This window comes from Candidatus Hydrogenedentota bacterium (genome assembly GCA_013359265.1).
Taxonomy (GTDB): Bacteria; Hydrogenedentota; Hydrogenedentia; order Hydrogenedentales; family SLHB01; genus JABWCD01.
In genome coordinates this window covers 24938-43470 of sequence record JABWCD010000034.1, presented here as the reverse complement: position 1 = coordinate 43470, position 18533 = coordinate 24938, and the positions used below count along the sequence as shown (strand labels likewise).

General features: G+C 61.0%; 17 protein-coding genes. 12 read left to right on the top strand and 5 right to left on the bottom strand.

The window, feature by feature from the left end:
- Nucleotides 1–10 precede the first annotated feature (10 nt).
- From HUU46_23115 to HUU46_23075, 9 genes are all read left to right on the top strand, one after another.
- Nucleotides 11–514 carry a type II secretion system protein gene (locus HUU46_23115; GenBank protein ID NUM56533.1) on the top strand — a complete coding sequence of 168 codons (504 nt, stop codon included), beginning with the start codon at nt 11–13 and terminating at the stop codon, nt 512–514.
- A complete protein-coding gene (locus HUU46_23110; GenBank protein ID NUM56532.1) occupies nt 514–996 on the top strand; it encodes a hypothetical protein in 483 nt (160 codons plus the stop codon). Before HUU46_23115 ends, HUU46_23110 begins: the two co-directional genes overlap by 1 nt.
- On the top strand, nt 971–1723 hold the full coding sequence (locus tag HUU46_23105) for a prepilin-type N-terminal cleavage/methylation domain-containing protein (GenBank protein ID NUM56531.1): 753 nt from the start codon (nt 971–973) through the stop codon (nt 1721–1723). Before HUU46_23110 ends, HUU46_23105 begins: the two co-directional genes overlap by 26 nt.
- On the top strand, nt 1720–2706 hold the full coding sequence (locus HUU46_23100) for a general secretion pathway protein GspK (GenBank protein NUM56530.1): 987 nt from the start codon (nt 1720–1722) through the stop codon (nt 2704–2706). The genes HUU46_23105 and HUU46_23100 overlap by 4 nt, the downstream gene beginning before the upstream one ends.
- The gene (pilM, locus tag HUU46_23095; protein NUM56529.1) at nt 2696–4177 is read left to right on the top strand and encodes a pilus assembly protein PilM; all 1482 of its coding nucleotides are present in this window, start codon (nt 2696–2698) and stop codon (nt 4175–4177) included. Before HUU46_23100 ends, pilM begins: the two co-directional genes overlap by 11 nt.
- 12 nt (nt 4178–4189) lie before the next feature.
- Entirely contained in the window at nt 4190–5278 is a 1089-nt protein-coding gene (locus HUU46_23090) for a hypothetical protein (protein ID NUM56528.1), read from the top strand.
- Nucleotides 5275–5757 (top strand): hypothetical protein, encoded by a 483-nt coding sequence (locus HUU46_23085; protein ID NUM56527.1) that lies wholly within the window; start codon nt 5275–5277, stop codon nt 5755–5757. The genes HUU46_23090 and HUU46_23085 overlap by 4 nt, the downstream gene beginning before the upstream one ends.
- Nucleotides 5758–6029: 272 nt before the next feature.
- Nucleotides 6030–8363, top strand: coding sequence for a hypothetical protein (locus HUU46_23080; protein ID NUM56526.1), 2334 nt, complete (start codon nt 6030–6032; stop codon nt 8361–8363).
- A gap of 2 nt (nt 8364–8365) precedes the next feature.
- Nucleotides 8366–8830: a molybdenum cofactor carrier gene (locus tag HUU46_23075; GenBank protein NUM56525.1), complete on the top strand. Its 465-nt coding sequence runs from the start codon at nt 8366–8368 to the stop codon at nt 8828–8830.
- Between the two features lie 13 nt (nt 8831–8843).
- On the opposite strand, the gene HUU46_23070 is transcribed toward HUU46_23075, so the two are convergent.
- The 3 genes from HUU46_23070 to HUU46_23060 all read right to left on the bottom strand — a co-directional run bounded on the left by HUU46_23070 (nt 8844) and on the right by HUU46_23060 (nt 12966).
- Nucleotides 8844–9233 carry a DUF423 domain-containing protein gene (locus HUU46_23070; GenBank protein ID NUM56524.1) on the bottom strand — a complete coding sequence of 130 codons (390 nt, stop codon included), beginning with the start codon at nt 9231–9233 and terminating at the stop codon, nt 8844–8846.
- A gap of 157 nt (nt 9234–9390) precedes the next feature.
- Nucleotides 9391–10680, bottom strand: a complete 1290-nt coding sequence (locus HUU46_23065) for a ribonuclease H-like domain-containing protein (GenBank protein NUM56523.1) — start codon at nt 10678–10680, stop codon at nt 9391–9393.
- Nucleotides 10681–10683: 3 nt separating this feature from the next.
- On the bottom strand, nt 10684–12966 hold the full coding sequence (locus HUU46_23060; protein NUM56522.1) for a DEAD/DEAH box helicase: 2283 nt from the start codon (nt 12964–12966) through the stop codon (nt 10684–10686).
- Nucleotides 12967–13142: 176 nt separating this feature from the next.
- Here HUU46_23060 and HUU46_23055 point away from each other — a divergent pair, with 176 nt between their 5' ends.
- Nucleotides 13143–14702: an FHA domain-containing protein gene (locus tag HUU46_23055; GenBank protein NUM56521.1), complete on the top strand. Its 1560-nt coding sequence runs from the start codon at nt 13143–13145 to the stop codon at nt 14700–14702.
- A 54-nt stretch (nt 14703–14756) separates the two neighbouring features.
- Here the strand turns inward: HUU46_23055 and HUU46_23050 are convergent, their stop codons facing one another.
- On the bottom strand, nt 14757–15950 hold the full coding sequence (locus HUU46_23050) for an amino acid deaminase/aldolase (protein ID NUM56520.1): 1194 nt from the start codon (nt 15948–15950) through the stop codon (nt 14757–14759).
- Between the two features lie 57 nt (nt 15951–16007).
- Here HUU46_23050 and HUU46_23045 point away from each other — a divergent pair, with 57 nt between their 5' ends.
- Entirely contained in the window at nt 16008–16907 is a 900-nt protein-coding gene (locus tag HUU46_23045; GenBank protein ID NUM56519.1) for a R2-like ligand-binding oxidase, read from the top strand.
- Nucleotides 16908–16931: 24 nt separating this feature from the next.
- Nucleotides 16932–17771, top strand: coding sequence for a hypothetical protein (locus HUU46_23040; protein ID NUM56518.1), 840 nt, complete (start codon nt 16932–16934; stop codon nt 17769–17771).
- On the opposite strand, the gene HUU46_23035 is transcribed toward HUU46_23040, so the two are convergent.
- Complete coding sequence (locus HUU46_23035) at nt 17757–18392, bottom strand: exopolysaccharide biosynthesis protein (GenBank protein NUM56517.1); 636 nt, start codon at nt 18390–18392, stop codon at nt 17757–17759. The genes HUU46_23040 and HUU46_23035 overlap by 15 nt on opposite strands.
- Between the last annotated feature and the right edge of the window lie 141 nt (nt 18393–18533).

Sequence of the window (18533 nt, the reverse complement as noted above, 5' to 3'; positions counted from 1 at the left end):
TAATCTTCGCATGCAGCCGCTGAACGAAAAGAACGGGTTCACGCTCCTCGAAGCGGTGGTTGTACTCATGATTGCGATGATCATGACCGCGGCGGTGTTGCCGATGTATCAAGGCTCCCTCACGTGGGCGCGGCGCGACAAGGTGACGCGCGATCTGGTTGCGCGCATGAAGTACGCGCAGGAGCGCGCGATCGCCGACGTGACCGAATACCGCTTCTATCTCGATCACGAGAGGGGTACGCACTGGCTGATGCGCCACGGCGGCAAGAAGGACGGGAAGGACGCGTATTCCGAAGTGGACGATGCAGGCGCGACGCGCGAGCGGCTGCCGGAGTCGCTCGAGTTCGAGAAGCCGAAGGCGTCGTTCGACAAGGAGTTGAAAGCGCACTATATTGCGTTCTATCCGGGGGGCGCGTGCGACTACGCTACGGTCAAGCTGAAATACGACAAGCACGAAGCGATTACGATCAAGACGAAGGGGCGCATCGGCCAATTCGAGGTGGAGACAGACTGATGCGCGCGCGCCGTAACGAAGGGTGGGTCCTGATTGAAACACTCGTGGCAATGGTGCTGCTGAGTGTCGGCGTGCTGGCGATCAATCGCGCGCTGCTCGAAGCGCGCAAGACGCGCGCAATTGCGCAAGACTACACGACGGCGCGCTTTCTCATGGAAGAGAAGATGGGGGAGTTGGAGTTGCAGCCGGAAATGACGGAGGGGGATTCCGGGTCAGGCAGTTTCGGCGATGTGAATCCACGATTCTCGTATTCGTGGTCGGTCGCGAAGGTGGACATTCCGACGCCGGCCATTCCGGCGGATTTGCAGCCGTTTTTTCTCGAACCGCCGCGATTGCCCGACGCATACCTGGGCAAGATTTCCGTGACCATCGCATGGACGCGCGCGGACCGCGAGTTCAGCGCGACTGCCGAAACACTGATTCCGGGCGGTCGAATCCGAACTTTGGAGGAAGCCGATGCGATCGCGCCTCCACCCGCATAACGACGGTTTCACGCTCGCCGAGTTGCTCGTCGCGAGCACAGTGCTCGCGATCGTGCTGGGGACGGTGTATACGGCGTTTTCGTCGTCCGTGAGTATGTGGAAGATTGGCGAGTCCAATATCGCGGTGTACCAAGACGCGCGCGTTGCGCTCGATGTCATGACACGCGAACTGCAAAACATGGTTCCCGACGCGGCGCACCTGTTCGTCGGATCGAAGGACGAGTTCGAGTTCTACGCGGTGACGCGGCCGATGGACGTGGAAGAGGGCGCGGAACCGAAGGTGCTGTGGATCACGTACCGCGTCAAGTCCGATCCCGACGGCGAAGGGAAGCTGCTCATACGCGAAGAGCGGCCGGTGGAAAGCCCCATGCCCGTGGCCCCACCCGAGGACGGCACGATTGACGACACAATTATCGAGCTGGGCAGCGAATCGCAGTTTGAACTCGCGGCCGGTGTGAAGAAACTGGACTTCCATTACTACTGGGTGCAGCCGGAAGAGGGCGGCGGCTTATTCGGCGAATCGGAGGCCGCGCCCGCCGAATTTGTAATCCGAGACGAGCACGAAGAGAAGTCAGGCATTCCGCAAGCGATTCGAATCGATTTGACATTCATCGATCCGCTTGCGGAGACGGGCGAGACGACGTTTACGACGTACGCGGTCATGCACGGTCCGACGACCACGTTGGAGGACGGATCGATCGACGCGCAAACGGTGGCCCTGCAATGACGCGCCGTGAGGAGGGATTCGTCCTCGTCGCCATGATCTGGATTATTGCGATACTCGCGGTGGTGACGCTCGGGTTTGCGCACCGGTCGCTGCTCGATCAGCGGGCGGCGGCGCTCGCGCTCGATCACAGCAAGGCGCAGTATCTCGCCCGCGGTTCGGTAAACTACGCCGTTGCGGACATGCGAAACAAGGCCTTTATGGAAGGGTTGTTGGCGCAGGCGCGCGCGCAGTTGCACGGCACCAGGGGCGGATTTCGCGCGCGCAGCGTGGCGCCGCCGGCGGCAAACGTGCGATTGACGGACAAGGCGCCGAACCTGATAGAAACGGGCGGGATGTACTCCGCGGATAGCGGTGGCGAAGGCAATACGGCGTCATACTCCGTGGTCGATGCAGAGGGCCGCATTTCGGTCAACACGGCGCCGGAAGAAGTGCTCGACAACATCGAAGGTTTGGGTATGCGGACCGTGTTCGCGATCATGCGCCGGCGCGGCAGCGAATTGTCGCCGGAGGAGCGCGCGCCGTTTCTTGCCATTGAAGAATTGCGGCAACTCGAGGATATCGACGAGGACGCGTGGGAAGGCGATGATGATTCGCCCGGCTTGCGCGACTTGTTCACGATACACGGCGACGGCCGAATCAATGTCAACACGGCGTCGCGGGAGGTGCTTGCGGCGATTCCGGATTTGGACGAGAGCACGGTCGATCGCATCATCGGATACCGGCAAGGCGACGACGGCAAGCTTGGCACGGGAGACGACCGGCAGTTTCGGTCGCTCGATACAATGTCGTCGGATCTCGAGATCAACCCGACGGATCTTGCGCCGCTGGCGCGCTATTGCACGTTTGAATCGCACTTTTTTACAATCACCGGCTTTGCGACGCAGCGCCAAGGCAAGGTGCGCGCGGCGGCGCAGGCGGTGGTGAACATTCAGCCCGGCAGCGCGGTGGTGCTGTCGTGGTCGGAGGGCGAATTTGGCCCGTAAAACGCACATTAGCATCCTGCAATTCGACGAGCGGCTTATCGCGCGGCTGCGCGTAAAGCGTTCGCCGAAGGGCGTAGATGTCGTTTCGTACGACACGCAGTCAGGCACGTGGTCGCTGGCGGACGGTTCGCTGGCGGAGGCGGTCCGCGCGTTCACGAAACAGTATCGACTTGCCGACGATTCTGTCTGCACGGTGTTGCCACGTCACGACATGACGGCGCGCATTCTGTCGCTTCCGACGCACAGCGCGGTGGAAATCGAGAGTATGGTGCAACTCGGCGCGGAGGAATACGTGCCGTATCCCGCGCACGAGTTGGTAATCGACCAATCCGTCCTCCAGAAATCGACCGACGGCGCCGCCAGGGTGTTGGCCGTGTTTGCGCACCGCGACGTGGTCGAGTCGCACGTGGAGGTGTTGCGCGCGTGCGCGATCGAGCCGGAGCATATTTATGTGAGCACCGCATGCCTTGCATCGGCGGTGCATCAGGCGCGCGTCGAGGAATCGCGGTATGCGCTGGTCAATCTGGCCGGCGGCGGTTTGGAGGTGTTGGTCATTCAGAACGGCCGGCTGGCGTACGGCCGTGGCGTGGCGACACAGCATGACTGGAGCGACTTGGCCCGGTCGGTTTCTTCGGAAGTCGAGGACCTCGCGATGGAAGTCCGCGCGTCGTTGTCCGCGTACCGCCGCGAGAGCGAAGACGGCGAGGGTGTCGAGCGCGTTTACGTGTGTTCGGACTGCGCGGATTGTGCGGCGGCGGCGAAGGCGCTTGCGGACGCAACCGGGCTCGAATGCGCGCCGGCCACGTTTGCTGCATCCCTATTCGAGCACGGCTCGATGCCATCGCACGGATTGCCGCTTGTGTCGGCCGGGGCTGCGTTGGCGGCGCAGGATCGCGCGGCGCTTGCGATCAGTCTGGTGCCCGCGTCGCTGGTGAAGGCGCGGCAAAGCAGCGAAATACGCCGTTCGCTAATTGCGGGCGGGGGGATGGCGACGGCGGTTGCGTTGTGCGCGTTCGCGGTGTATGGCCAAGCCTACTATCAGCGCGCGTCGTATTCGCGCGAATTGCAGCGGCGAATTGACGAAGTGCAGCCCGTGGCCGACCAGGTGCGCAGCAAATACGGGCAGGTGTTGCGCCTTCAACAGAATCTCGATCGGCAAGGCAGCGCGCTCGAACTGCTGGCGGCGTTGACCGATCTCATTCCGCGCGGAGGCATGACGATTACGAGGTTCGTTTTCTCGCACAACGATACGCTCGCGATACAGGGCCGCGCCGAATCGCAGGGGCTTGCCTCCCAACTGGCGGAGGAAATGCGCAACAACGGATCGAAGGTTGTGCCGCAGTTTGCGCGGGCGCGCGGCGGCGCGGCCAAACAAGAGTCGGAACAGAACCGGCAAGTGTACCAATTTGAGATTATCGTGCCGCTGGCGGCCGAAGAGCCGGCGCAGGAAACCGGGGCGGCGGATGAATAAGCGGGCACTGTCATGCTAGCGCGATTTGCACGGATGTCCGCCTCGGAGAAGCGGTTGTCAATCGTTGTGATCGCGCTTCTCGCCGTGTCGGCGGTGATGCTTGTGGTGCTGCGTTGTCTGGACGCGCTCGAACAGCTTGACGAGACGATTGCCAGCCAGCAGTTGCTGCTTACGGACGCGATGCGTTACGCAGCGCTGGCCGAGCCGGTGGAGAAGGCATACGCCGCGATGGCGGAGCAGCATTCGAGCGAGTGGACGCAAGAGCAGATTCACGATCGGCTGCGTGTGGAGATTGCCCGGCTGTCGTTGCGCGAAATCCCGGCGGACGGGGCGGCGATTCCCGCGGCAAACCAACCGGGCGCCCTGCTGGTCGATATTCGTTCATGGCCCGCCGGCGCGTTGGACGACAGCGGGGAAGGGTACCGCACGTATCAGATCAACTTTCGCACCGAGCCTACGTCGATACAAAACGTCGCGATGTTCCTCGAGCGGTTGCAGCAAAGCCCGCAGGCGCTACGTGTAGACGGACTCGAACTGACGCGTCAACCGCTGTCGACCGAGGTGACCGCGGCGTTTCGCGTGACACGCACGGTCATCGGCGAACCCGGCGCTCCGCAACCGAAGGTTGCCGCGGCCGGGCCGCCGGCGGAGGCAACGAACCTCGCCATCAACGCGGACTTCGCACAGTGGAACCCGGAAGAATCGACTGCGCCGGGGTGGAGCGTGGCGAATGCGTCGCTGACGACGGACAAGGACGTGGTGGACGGTGGGGACACCGCGCTTTCGGTACACGCGCAGAGTGCGAATGCGGAGTTGTACCAGGTGCAGAAGCTGCGCGCGGGAACGGTGTACGAGATTGGTTTCGTCGCGCGGACGACCGGAGCGGCGCAATTGCGCATCGTGGATGAATCGACCGGGCGGCCGCTGCAAGGCAACGCGCCCTTGGTCGCGGACGCGGTCGGTTATCAGTACAGCTATCGATTCACGGCGCCGGGCAGCGGCGGTGGCGACGTCCTGATGCGCGTGCCGTCGTTTGTGTTGCTTGAGAGCGGCGCGGTGCTTGTGGTTGACAACATATCGCTCCGGGAGGCGGGCGCATGAAGTACGTCTCGTACGCGTATGTGGCCGCTTGGATAGCCATCGCCCTGTGCCTCGTTTTGTTCGTGGCGGGGTTTGTCCGGAACCCGGTGTTGGCGGAACGGCAGCGGTTCGAGCGGGAACTGGCGGAAAACGCACCAACGGAGATAGATATAAGCCTCGAGCGCGATCCGGATTTCGAGAACTGGCAGCGCGTCGTTTCGAGCCGCGCTAACCTCTGGGGACCACTGGTGCCACCCCAAAAAGTCGAGGCGCCGGCCCCGATGCTTGCCGAAATCCTGGCCGGTGTCGAACCGACGCGAAACAAGATTGGGACGGGCGACAGCATGAAGGTCCAGATTCGCGTTGACGGAAAGAAGGACTTCTATGGCAAGGGCGACCAAATCAAGGGTTGTACCATCAACGAGATAACCGACGCCGACGTAGTGTTCACGCTGGTAAAGGACGGCAAGACGCACGGCATTCGCCTGCAACGCCGGTGAGGCCAGTTGTCTACCAACGGCGTATTCGATTCGTTATACTTGCGGCCACGCCGCCGAAACTGAAGGGCGGCAGCGGATTACCGAGGGAAGGGGACTGTGTGGGCGTGGTGTGTGTTGCCCGCGGCATGCGAATGATGGCGCGAACGCTAATCCAATCGGGCGTGCGGATTGCCGTGGCCGGGCTGCTGTGCGCCGTTCCAACTCTTGCCCAGCAAAGTCCGGCACAGCCGGCGCCGTCACCTACGGTTGAGGCCTCCGTAAATCGAATCCTGATGCAGTCGACCGAGCCGCAGGCCGAGTCCGGCGGTATGGGTGCGCCGGGCGAGGCGCAGCGCGGTAGCCGGCGATCCCAGGAGCCGGGAAAGTCCGCAACGGGAGTCACGGCGATCCAGAGCGAACGCCGCTCGGTGACCATTGGGGGCCAGGGCGCGTTCGAGCCAATTCTGAACGAATCGATCCCCGAGGTTACGCTGCCCGACGATGGCGAACTCGTCAGCATGGACGCTTCGGATGCCGCGGTGTCCGTGATCGAAGTGCTCGATCTGGTGGCGAAGGCCACCGGCTGGAACATCGTCGCTTCGCAAGGCGTCGAGAAGGAGACCATCCGTTTCTGGGTGCAGGATGTGAAGCCGCGCCAAGTGATGGAGATACTCAAGTTCAACCATATTCATTACGATTTCAATCCCGAGACGAGATTCCTGTACGTCATGCTCGATGGCGAATTTCTCGAACGCAAGTACGGCGAGTTAAAGAAGGCCGAATTCAAGGTTACGCATGCCGACGTGATGGACATCGAGCAGGTGTTGAATGGGCTTATGTCGGCGACGGGCCGGCTCATCAGCGATCCGCGCACGGGCAACATTATTGTCTGGGACACACAGGCGAACCTCGACGCGATGCGCGACACGGTGAAGCAGCTTGACGTGCCGCTTGAACCGCGCGTGTTCATGCTCAAGCATCTTCAGGCCGACGATTTGTTGGAGACGATCCAGAGCCTTTTGTCGGAGCGTGGGCTCGCCCAGGCCGATCCGCGCGCGAACAGCATTGTCGTGACGGACCTGCCGGCGCGGCAGGACCAGATCGGCGAGATGCTCGAGGCGCTCGACCAGCCGCTAATCACGAAGACGTGGACGTTGCGCTACATCGAGCCGAAAGACGTGTCCGAGCGGCTTGAGAACATCGTGCCGGAAGAGGCCGGCGTCATCACGTATGACGAAGACACGCACCAAATCAGTTTGACCGCGATCATCAGCCGAATCGAAGAAGTGGATGCGATGATCAAGGAGTGGGACATCAAGGGACTGCAGGTCCAGATCGAAACGTTTATGGTCTCGGCCAGCAGCAATATCATTCGCGATTTGTCGATCGACTGGGCCTATTTCGACGAGATCAGCGGGGTCCCGTTTGCGATCCAGAGCGGCGGCTCGAGACCCGATTACACTACGGCCCCGGAAGCGGGACAGCGCGCGAGCGTGGGCAGGTATCCCTATCGTGCATTTTTGCAAGACCCCGTCACCGGATCGTTCTTTCAGGAACTCAGCAATCCGAATGGAGGCGAAGCGGGACAGCCGACCGGAAACCTCATCCTCGATCCCGATTTCAAGGGTAACCGCGTCGCCGTCGTGCTCGACTATCTCGACAGCACCGGCGAACTTACGATTCTGGCGCGCCCGCGCGTGACGGTGCAGGACGGGGAAGAGGCGACGTTCGAGAACACAACGGACCAGCCGTTTCAGAGCGTCGGGTTTACGGGCTATGGCGGCACGGTGATTGACAACGGAACGGGAGACCCCGTGAACGACGTGTCGAGCCGCGTTATCCCGGGACAGGTACAGTTCATCAAGGTGGGAACAATTCTGAAGGTCAAACCACGCGTGAACGACGAGAGCAATATCCTCATGGATATCGAGACCGAAGAGAGCACGGCGGAGGACAAGACGATCATCGCCGGTGGATTGGCGAGCACGGTGCCACAAAAGACGCAGAACAAGGCGGAAACGCAGGTCCTCGTGAATGACGGACAGACGATTGTGATTGGCGGCCTGCGCGCGGTGAGCGTGAAGGACGACGTCGAGCGCGTGCCGCTGCTGGGCGACTTGCCGTTTATTGGCAGGCTTTTCAAAACGACGAACAAAGACCACATCGACCGCGAGCTCGCCGTGTTCATCACGCCGACGATTGTCGACGAATTCACGCAACCCGAGGCCGAGCGCGCAGCCGCGCTCGAGGAACAGGCGACGGATACGATCCGGCACTCGCAAAAGAGTATATTCGGGCGCGCGCAGGACCGGATCACCCAGGGGAAGAACGAACTGAGCGTCGCCGTCGGGCACACCGGTACAATCCAATCTGAGGGCAAAATCCTGACCGAAGCTGAATTGGGCGACAAGTTCAACACGTATCGCGATGCGAAGGTGAAGCCGGTCGTAATAGTGCGGGTCCATCCTGACGCGCCGCCGGCGATAGAAGGCAACATCCGCGAACTGGCCATGACGGCGGGCCTCAAGATGACGACGGAAACCGAGCGCATTCCATTTGTCCCCGCACCGCGCGATCAAGCGCCAGTGCCTGCGCCGGATCACTCGGACACTCCCGAAAAGCCGTAGCCATGGTCGAACGAATCGTCTCCGGGGGGCAGTCCGGGGTCGACCGGGGCGCGCTCGATTTCGCGCTTGCGCACGGTCTGCCATGTGGGGGCTGGTGTCCCAACGGCCGTATTGCCGAGGACGGACGCATTCCACCGTTATATCCGGTTTGCGAGACGCCATCTTCGGACTACGTGGAACGCACGGCATGGAATGTCCGCGACTCGGACGGAACGTTGATCATCACGTGGGGAGAGCCTACGGAGGGGACCGCGTTCACGGTGGATTGTGCCGTGCAGCAGCGTAAGCCGCACTTCGTGTGGGACATGGACGCGGATTGCGGCGCCGACCGCGTGGCGGCGTGGTTGCGGCAGAATGACATCCGAACGTTGAATGTGGCGGGCCCGCGCGAAAGTAAACATCCGGGCGCGCACGCTGCTACGCGTGCCGCGTTGGAGCGAGTGTTCGACCTATTGGACTCACATTGAGCCGTAGCGCGGATTACGAGTTGCGATTTCGGTTCGCGTTTAGGCCGCCCGCGACGAGAAATGCCCATCCGATTATGAACGCGACACCGCCGATCGGCGTGATGGCGCCGAGCCAGCGTGTGTTCGTCAATGCGAGTGCGTAGAGACTTCCGGAAAAAATGATGATGCCGGTCAGCCATGCCCAGCACGCGCGCCCGAGCCAGCGGTTGTTCGTGTGCGCCGGCGCAAGCAGCGCGACGGCGAGCAGGGCAATCGCATGATACATGTGATACCGCACGCCAATTTCAAAAGTGACGAGGAGGTCTTCGGGCAGACGGGACTTGAGGCCGTGTGCGCCGAATGCGCCGAGAATCACGCCCAAGGCGCCGAGGGTCCCCGCGGCAGAAAGCCAACCGTTTCGCATAGATCGCTACAACTTTCCCGAGTGTATGGTTCGAAGCGGCGCCGAACTGGCGCACATGCGGATAGTATAGTGTCCGGGTCGCGGCCAATCGAATCCCCCGATTCGTTTCATCATGAATCTACTCAAACGAACAGTGCGGGCGTATAAGATATCCGGACTATTCCGCTTGCGGCGTCGCGCGGGCGAGTTTTGCTCGGATTCGCGCGAGGCGGTGCTCGAAGCTGGCAAGCATCGAGGCGGCAACGTCCAATCCACGGCCCAGCGCCACGCGCGTTTCGAGCTGGCTCACGGCCTCCGCACACAGGCGCTCCGCTTCGGCGAGATCGCGCGCGCGGTGTTCGTAGTGCTTTGCGAGTTCCCAGCGGGCCTGCACATCACTGGGGTTTTCGTCCAGCAGAAGGCGCAGCGTCTCCTGCATGCGCTCGAAATCCTGGACGCGTTTGCACGCAACGGCAACCATCTCCAAACATTCCTTGCGCATTCCCGCGTCGCGCTCGTCCGCAATCAGTTTGTCTCCAAACACGATGACGTCCTGATAGCGCTTTTGATTGAAGTACACGCGCACGAGCGACAGGCGGTCTTCCGTGTGCGTGAAGCCCTCGCCGTTGGGCGCCGCGAGGCAACGCGAGAGCCAGCCCGTCAGCGCGACGAGAGAGAGGATGTCCATCTTGTGGTGGTAAAACACGCCCTCGAGCGGGCGCGCGTCGCGCGTGCGCAGGTAGTCGAACCACATCTGGGGGATGAGATAACTCGGTACGTCGCCGTGCCGTTCCAGGCCGAGCACTTCGCGCTCGACGTTCGTCAGGTTGCATGCGCCGAGCCGGCGCTTCCAGAAGCGGCGCGCGGCGTGGAGCAGATCGAAGTGCAACGACGCGTCCAACCGGAAGGGGATGCGGTTCTGAATGAACCGCGTGCGCAGCAGTGGCAGGTCAAAACTCTTGCCGTTGTAGCTGACGACCGCTTCTTTCCCACGGAATACCTCCGCGAGATACTCGAGCATCGGCTCCTCGTCGTCGAAGTCGCGCATGAAACATTGATCGAGCCGGATGCCCTCTTCGGTGAAGTAGGCGATGCCGATCAGGAACGCGACCGTCCCCGCGCCCCCCGCGAGCCCGCTCGTCTCCGTATCGATAAAGAGGGCCTTGCGCGGATCGAATTCCTTGAGGGTGTCGTCCGACCCGGAAAGCGCGATGTGATCTCCGCTGGCCTGCAATACCGCGCCTAGGTCGATGGCGCCTTGCGGCGTATCGAGCGGAAAAGTTTCGTGCGCCAGGAAGAACCCTCGCTCGACATCGCCAACGACGTCGCCGCGCACCACGCGATCAATTTCGTATTCGCCGGACTCGCGTTCTTGCCGCAAGGTCTCGAGCTTCTGCTGCCAGTCCGCGCCTTTCATGAGGCCCGGCGTCGAGAGCAGAGAAGCCAGTTTGTCCTTTGCGTCCGCCATGGGTCAGGCCGTTGTTTGGTCCAGGGCCAACTGCGCCAGCCGCAGGGCGCCTTTTTTGCCGTGCGCGCCGACTTCGAGCGATGGGCCCGTACAGCTTGGGCATCCTTCCTTGCACGTGCAGCCGCTGATGAGGGAAATCGCCGCCTCAAATAGTCGCCGGTGGTGCGTGAACAGTTTCTCGCTAAAGCCGACACCGCCGGGATAGGTCTCATATAGATAGATCGTCGGCATTTCCGAAAACGGCGCGCGAAGCATGCCTTGCGCACGAATATCCGTCGGGTCGCACAGCACCTGCACGGGCGCGACCTGACGCAGCGTGTTTGCGAGCCCGCTCAACGCTTCGGACAATTCGGTCTGTTTGATATCGAGCAACTCCGCGGTCTTCTCCGGAAACTCGATCCAATAGCCGGTAGTGTGCATCGTGCTTTCGGGCAGGTGGATTTCGCCCCAGCCGACGTTTTCGTGCGTACCAAACTTGATCTTCTTGTAGATGCTTGGGAGCCACGTCACGCTCAGTTCGCCCGTGCGCCGAATCGCCGAGCCGGTATGTTCTTCGCGGAAGGTATCCATGACCTTTAGGTCCACCTTGATCTGCGCGTCGGTGTAGTAGTCGACATCGACGGGCCGCGCGTACGCCTTGCGATCGTCGAGGTCGAGTTTGTCGATTGTGTATTGCGCGCTCTGATGCAAGTATATCGCGTTTTGGTACACCTCGACCGGCGCCGCAAACAGATCGACCTCTCCGATTACGCGGCCGTTTTGCGAGGTATCGAGAATGACGACGTTGCCGGGCGCGGCGGTGCGCAGGCTGATGTCTTCGGCGGGATACGTGTCCGAACTCCAGTGCCATTTGTCGCGCGTTTTGCGCAGTATTCGTTGCTCCGCGAGGTAATCCAGAATTTCCGCGGTGGACGCGGCGTCGATACCGAAAATCTCGCCTTCCTTGAATGGAATCTCGAACGCGGCGCACTTCAAATGGCTTGTCATTATGATGAGATTATTTGGATCGACCGTGGCGCTTTCGGGCGACTGATCGAAGAAATACTCGGGATGATTGATGATGTACTGGTCCAACGGCGCGCTCGAGGCGATCAGGACGACCAGCGACACGCCCGTACGGCGGCCTGCGCGGCCCGCCTGTTGCCAGGTGCTCGCGACGCTTCCCGAGTATCCGGTCATGATGCAGACATCGAGCGAGCCGATGTCGATGCCCAGTTCGAGCGCATTCGTGCTGACGACCGCCATGATCTCGCCGTTGCGCAGTCCGCGCTCGATGGCGCGCCGCTCCGTCGGCAAGTAACCGCCGCGGTACCCGCACACCAGCTTGTCGCTCTTGCCCAGCCGCCGCACCTGCTCCTTCAGGTAGGTGGTGAGAATCTCGACGCGCAACCGGCTGCGCGCGAACACGATCGATTGGACGTTCCGTGTGAGCATTTGCGACGCGATTCGCGTCGCCTCTTTAACCGAAGACGCGCGGATGCCCAACTCGCGGTTGACGACGGGCGGGTTGTAGAACAGAAAATGCCGCTCTCCCTGGGGCGCGCCGTTGTTGTCCACGAGCCGCATCGGCTTTTCGACGATCCGCTCCGCCATTTCCTTCGGATTGTTGATGGTCGCACTGCAACAAATGAACTTCGGGTTGGAGCCGTAGAACTCGCAAATACGCTTTAGCCGCCGCAGCACGTTCGCCAAATGGCTCCCGAACACGCCGCGGTAATGGTGCAACTCGTCGATGACGACAAATTCGAGGTTCTCGAAGAGTTTCATCCAAATCGTGTGGTGGGGGAGAATTCCGGTGTGGAGCATGTCCGGGTTCGTGACCACGATATGTCCCGCGCTGCGGATGGCCTTTCGTGCGGAGGCCGGCGTGTCGCCGTCGAACGTATACGTGCCGATCTTTACCTGCAAGGTGTCGATCGTCGTCTGCAATTCCGCAACCTGGTCTTGTGACAGGGCCTTGGTGGGAAATAGGTAGAGCGCCCGCGCGTTCGGGTTCCCTATGATCGCGTTCAGGACGGGCGCGTTGTAACACAGCGTCTTGCCCGAGGCCGTTGGCGTCACCACGCATACGTGCCCGCCATCGAGCACCGCGTCGATGGCTTCGCGCTGGTGCGTGTACAGGTTGGTAATGCCGCGCGCCTTCATCCCGTCGACCAGCTTCGGATTCAGCCGCTCGGGATACCCCGCGAACTTCGCGGGCCGCGCCGGCAGGGTCTTCCACGTCGTCATATTCTGCCGGAACGACGCGTCCGCCTTCAGGCGATCGATAATTTGGGCGACGTTCATGCGCGCTGCCTGTCCCTCTTCAATAAATCTGAATATACCATCAGTGGTTTTCCGCCGCAACATTAATGTGCTGTCTTTGCCGCACGCCGCGCCCCGCATGATAAAGTATTGCCGGGGAAGTACGTTAGCCGGTTGGCGCACGTTTCCCCTGTGGAGCCGGTTTCCTCGGGAGTCCCATGGCACAATACGAGTTGGTCCTGAAGAAGGACGGGCAAAGCATCAGCACCTACCACATCGGCAACGAGGGGTTGATTCTCGGCCGCGCCTCGGAGTGCGATGTGGTGCTCCCCGATTCGCTCGTGTCGCGCAAGCACGCGCGGGTGTGGCTCGAAGGCGGCCAACTCAAAGTGGAGGATCTCGGGTCGCGAAACGGGATCAGCGTGAACGGCGAGCGCGTGGTCCGGTTGAAGGTCGAGGAAGGCGATCAACTCACCGTCGGTTCCCACACATTCCAGATCACGAAGGCGTCACGCCAGAAATCGCTTTCCGACACGGGCTCGCTTATCGCCTACGATCGCGCCGGCGAACTGTTCAGCAAGATGGTGCGCGATCCGAACTCGAACCAGTTGCCTATTCTTTACAAGGCGGCGCAACTTCTCGGGACAGTGTTCGATCTCGACGACTTGTTGAAACAGTTGCTCGATTTGGTCTTTGAAGCGCTACCCTGCAAGCGCGGGTTCATTCTCACCAGACCCGCGCACGACGACGAACCGGTGGTTAACGCGAGTCATTCTGGCGGGAAGGATCGTGGCGGTCCTCCCTTGAGTCAGACGCTTATTCATCACGTGCTCGAACACCGCGACGCGGTGCTCACGCACGACGCGCAGACCGAGTTCAAGGGGTCTGAGAGCGTCGTACACCACGGCATTACGGCGGCCATGTGCGTACCGCTGTGCGGGCGCGAAGACGTCATCGGCGTTATCTACGTGGATTCGGGCGACGAAGAAGTGGTGTTCAAGGCCGATCACCTCAAGCTGCTGACGGCCATTGGCCGAGTCGCCGGAGTTGCCGTCGAGAACGCGCGGCTGCACAAAGAAGCTGTCGAGCAAGAACGCATGGCCGCCATCGGTCAAGCCACGGCGGGCATCGGCCACTGCATCAAGAACATCCTCGTTGGGGTGAAAGGCGGCGCGGAGTTTGTCGATCTGTCGCTCGAGACCAAGGAGATGAAATACATTCAGAAAGGGTGGCCGCTCATCCGCCGTTCCGTCGATCGGATGGAAGACCTGGTGCTCAACCTCGTGACGTTTTCCCGCGAACGCGAGCCCGAACGCGCCCCCACCGACGTCAACGCGCTGGTGAAGGAAATTGCCGACACATTGAAGGGGCAAGCCGAACGCGCAAAGGTCTCGATAGAACTGGTGCGCGGCGAGCTTCCCAAGGTGTCTATTGATGGTCTCGGCATCTACCGCGCGATTCTCAACCTCGCCACGAATGCGATCGACGCGTGCGAGGAAGTGGGAGGGAAGGTGACCATCCGCACCCACGCCGACGACCGCAGCATTTACATTAATGTGAACGATACGGGCGCGGGTATCTCGGCCGAGTTTATGCCGCACCTGTTCACCGCGTTCAGCAGCACCAAAGGATCGCGCGGGACCGGGCTCGGTCTTGCGTGCTCGAAAAAAATCGTCACGGAGCACGGCGGCGAAATTCTCGTCAGTTCAAAACTCGGCAAGGGTTCCAAGTTCACGATCGTCTTGCCGACTCAAACCATCGTCTCGGAAAAGCGTTAACCTGCGCCCACGCCTTCGATATGGTCCGTCCTGTTTCTATCATCGCGGTCTGCCCTACAGAAACACCTGTCCCTCGCCGCGGTACGTCGGGAATTCTCGCGTGACCGTTCCGCCCTCGATGCACAACAGCGAATTGAACCGCTCGCACATTTCGCCCGCTTTCGCATAGCGCATGAAGATCGGACTGCCGATGGCGAGTCTCTCCGGCCCGTCGTAACGGATTGGCGTCTGAACTTCGCCCGCTCCTTCCAGCGGCGTTAGCCGCGCCCCCAGAGGCAAATATGGCTGCGGGCACTTGTCCGCACCCGTGCCGCTCGCGACATATCCGCCGCCGTGGCAGGTGTACACGCCCGGGGCGGGGATGCGCGTAATCTCAATCGCATACCCCACGGCGGGCGCGTGCCGAAATGCCGAATACCGATCGAACAACGCCGGACTAAAGAGACCGGAGCCCACAGCGATCTCGGTCACGCAATCCTCTTCCTTCGTTGTCTCCATGCTTCCGGTCCCGCCCCCGTTTACGAATTCGAGTTCGTGTCCGTCCGCCTTGAGCGCATCGACCACACGCGCGCGGCGTGTGCGAATCTCGCGCAACGAACGCGCCTTGAGGGTCCGCACAAGCCAGTTTTTCGCTGCACTCCCCGGTGCATTGTCCGGCACGCCCGCAATCTGCGCTTCGTATCCCATCAGCCCGACAAGCCGCACGTGCTTGCAGGCGCGAGCGATACGCGCCACCTCCAGCGCCCCGCCGGGTGTCGTAATCGGCGACCGTAGCACCCCGAAGTGCAGTCCGGGAAATCGCGACGACATATCCAAATCCAGACAGACGGGAACAACGACGTTGAACTCCTTGCCAAAGCGCTCGTAGTGGTGGACGTGATCCGCACAGTCGGCCATCACGACGATGCGTTTTCCACGCCGTAGTTCCTCGCCAAGCCCTGAATCTTCGAGTTCGTGATATGCCGGGTATGCGACCAGGATGTCGTCAAGTCCCTGATGACTTAGAAAGACTGCCTCGCGCACGGCGTACGCCATTATTCCCTGGTAGTGCACGTCGCTCGCGAGCGCCCGCTCGATTAAGGGCACGCACCGAATCGATTTTGACGCGATCCGAATACGCTTGCTTCCGGCCCGCGCGACGATGTCGCGCGCGTTTTGATCGAACAGTTCCAAATCGACAAAGGCGCACGGCATGGCGTGGCCTGCCAGCGCTTGCCGATAGTACGCGTATGTGCGCGATGTGCTCATGGGTTGCGGGCCGGTGTGCTCCGCCGCATAATACCCCAAGCCGCGAGGAACTGCGCCATGCCACACACCGCTTTTGCGACCACCACTCGAGGGCTGCGCCGTGCCGCTCCGCCCATGGTGCTCTTCGAGAAAGCCAAGCGCATCGGCACGTGGAACCCGTCGGACATCGACTTCACGCAGGACGTGAAAGACTGGCCGCTATTCACCGACGACGAGCGCGACGCGGTATTGCGGCTTACGGCGTCGTTCGCCGCGGGAGAAGAGGCCGTCACGCTCGATCTGCTGCCGCTCATGTACGCGATTAACCGCCTCGGCTTCGCGGAGGAAAGCGTCTACATGACCTCATTCCTCTGGGAGGAAGCCAAGCACGCGGACTTCTTTGATCGGTTCCTGACGGAAATCGCGGGCGACGCCGGGGACCTCAATCGCTACCACCTTTCGTATTACAAGTCAGTCTTCTACGACGCACTGCCAGGGGCGATGAACGCACTCATCTCCGATCCGTCGCCACGGGCCATCGTCCGCGCGGCGACCACCTATAACCTTGTCATCGAAGGCATCATCGCCGAGACCGGCTACCACGCCTACTTCCTTGCGCTCGACCAGAAGAACCTATTGCCCGGAACGCGCGAAGCCATTTCAAGAATTAAGCAGGACGAGGCCCGCCACATCGCGTTTGGAATTTACCTGCTTTCTCGCTTCATTTCCGCCGATGCATCCCTCTGGGACGTTGTGCAAGAGACGATGAACGAACTGCTCGCGCTCACGATGGGCATGATCCACGAAATGTTCACGCAGTACGAAACCCCGCCCTTTGGCCAGGACGAGTCGGTGTTTCAGGAATACGCGATGGGTCAGTTTGGCAAGCGGATCAACCGGCTCGACCGTGCGCGCGCAATGTCGCTGGCGTCCATTGACGAACTGACGTGCAGCGTGATTGAAGACGACGACGCCTAACCTCTGCCGCGGATTGGACCGGTTATGCACCACCCGATCGCCCAATTTGTTGCACTGACGTGCCACGCCAATGCGTCACTTTGTGGACACGAGCTGCCGCCATTTCTCATCACGAACTCGACGGCGCAATTCTGCGAATCGATCCGTTTTGTTTCGACGAGAAGGCGCTTGTGGGGTGGACTGAGCAATGAACCTGTTGCGGCCGATCCGAACGCGTGGTTCGAATACCTCAAAAAGAAGGGCGCTTTGGGCGTTCAACTACGCTGCGCGCGGCACGACGATTCCAAGCTCCCGGGTTGGCTGGTTGCAGCGTTCGCGGGCGGCGGCGGTACATGGTCCATGGACGTAGCGCTGCCGTCGGGCGCTGCCGAACGATGGGCCGGAAACTGGAAGGTCGGCAATCGGGACGCGCCCGACCGAAGAATCTGGACAGTCGAATATTGCGGCAACACAACGCGCCGGTCTGGCACGAGTCACTCGCGCGATCTGTCCCTCGTTGCGCGTGAATTGGAGGTATCGCTGCGCGAAGTCCTTCTGTTTTCCATGAACCAGTCGCTGAGTGGGTTTTCCGAGTCTTTCCAAAGCGCGCTCGATACCATCAAATCGCAAGGGGAACACGGCCACGGGTACCACCAGGACCTCGCGCCGCCCGGGGTGCTATCGACTACGGCGACGGCTTTGCTCGATGCCTGCCAGAAGGCGTGGGTATTCGGCGGCATGGGTTCCTGGAACGATCTTATGTTCGAGGGGAACTACCAGCAGACCTATGAAACGCTGTCGGAGCGACTTTTCAACGCCGTGAACGCCGCGATTGCGTCGTCGGCATCGAGCTCGTTTGCTGCGCACTCCTCAGAAGATCGATGAGTGCCAGTGAAACAGCCACTCGAGCGCTTCTTTGCCAAGCACTATCAGCGCGAGATAGTAGGTGATGCAGATCAGCGTGGAGCAATACCCGATGATAATCATCCGCCCGTCGCGCTCCAACATGCCCAGCGAGGTAAGAAAGATCGGGAGCGCCGCCACCGAGTTTGTGAATGGCGCGGGCATGGGTATCGGCAGCGCAAGAACGATTGACATGAACAGGAGGAAGGTGCCGTGTATCTGCCACAAGCGCTCGTTCTTCGTCATGAACAGCAAGCGCGGCTTCAATACAAATTCAAGATATCGCATCGCCCACGTCAGCTTCGCGATCGTCGCTTCGAGCACGCGATACTTCACCGGCTTATGATGCAGATAATGCGGCATCCAGGGCTTTTGTCCCATCACCAGATAGAACGACAGAAAGGTCAGCACGGTCCCGAATACGCCGCCCAGAAACGGCGGTGAAATAGGCAGGCTCATGGGAAAGCTGAACAACACGATCATCAGCACGTGACCGCGGTGGGGGATGGATTCGACGATTTCGCCGAGCCGCATATCGCGGCCTTCCGCGCGGGTGAGAAGCCCGCGCAGTTCCATTGTAAGGGTGCCTGCTCCAGTCTGCACTACGAAAACTACCCGTTTGCCAGGTCCAAGACAGCGCCGCATTATCCACGTTAACGCCTTGAATAGCAAGCATTTCCCATCTTGCTGGGCCGCCATTGACCTTACCCGCGAATGATATACTTCGCGCAAGGGCGCGTCGGC

What these genes read in the sequence shown, in the direction of transcription:
- HUU46_23115 (NUM56533.1), top strand. Translation starts at nt 11, where the DNA reads ATGCAGCCGCTGAACGAAAAGAACGGGTTCACGCTCCTCGAAGCGGTG.
- HUU46_23110 (NUM56532.1), top strand. Translation starts at nt 514, where the DNA reads ATGCGCGCGCGCCGTAACGAAGGGTGGGTCCTGATTGAAACACTCGTG.
- HUU46_23105 (NUM56531.1), top strand. Translation starts at nt 971, where the DNA reads ATGCGATCGCGCCTCCACCCGCATAACGACGGTTTCACGCTCGCCGAG.
- HUU46_23100 (NUM56530.1), top strand. Translation starts at nt 1,720, where the DNA reads ATGACGCGCCGTGAGGAGGGATTCGTCCTCGTCGCCATGATCTGGATT.
- HUU46_23090 (NUM56528.1), top strand. Translation starts at nt 4,190, where the DNA reads ATGCTAGCGCGATTTGCACGGATGTCCGCCTCGGAGAAGCGGTTGTCA.
- HUU46_23085 (NUM56527.1), top strand. Translation starts at nt 5,275, where the DNA reads ATGAAGTACGTCTCGTACGCGTATGTGGCCGCTTGGATAGCCATCGCC.
- HUU46_23080 (NUM56526.1), top strand. Translation starts at nt 6,030, where the DNA reads ATGCAGTCGACCGAGCCGCAGGCCGAGTCCGGCGGTATGGGTGCGCCG.
- HUU46_23075 (NUM56525.1), top strand. Translation starts at nt 8,366, where the DNA reads ATGGTCGAACGAATCGTCTCCGGGGGGCAGTCCGGGGTCGACCGGGGC.
- HUU46_23070 (NUM56524.1), bottom strand. Translation starts at nt 9,233, where the DNA reads ATGCGAAACGGTTGGCTTTCTGCCGCGGGGACCCTCGGCGCCTTGGGC.
- HUU46_23065 (NUM56523.1), bottom strand. Translation starts at nt 10,680, where the DNA reads ATGGCGGACGCAAAGGACAAACTGGCTTCTCTGCTCTCGACGCCGGGC.
- HUU46_23060 (NUM56522.1), bottom strand. Translation starts at nt 12,966, where the DNA reads ATGAACGTCGCCCAAATTATCGATCGCCTGAAGGCGGACGCGTCGTTC.
- HUU46_23055 (NUM56521.1), top strand. Translation starts at nt 13,143, where the DNA reads ATGGCACAATACGAGTTGGTCCTGAAGAAGGACGGGCAAAGCATCAGC.
- HUU46_23050 (NUM56520.1), bottom strand. Translation starts at nt 15,950, where the DNA reads ATGAGCACATCGCGCACATACGCGTACTATCGGCAAGCGCTGGCAGGC.
- HUU46_23045 (NUM56519.1), top strand. Translation starts at nt 16,008, where the DNA reads ATGCCACACACCGCTTTTGCGACCACCACTCGAGGGCTGCGCCGTGCC.
- HUU46_23040 (NUM56518.1), top strand. Translation starts at nt 16,932, where the DNA reads ATGCACCACCCGATCGCCCAATTTGTTGCACTGACGTGCCACGCCAAT.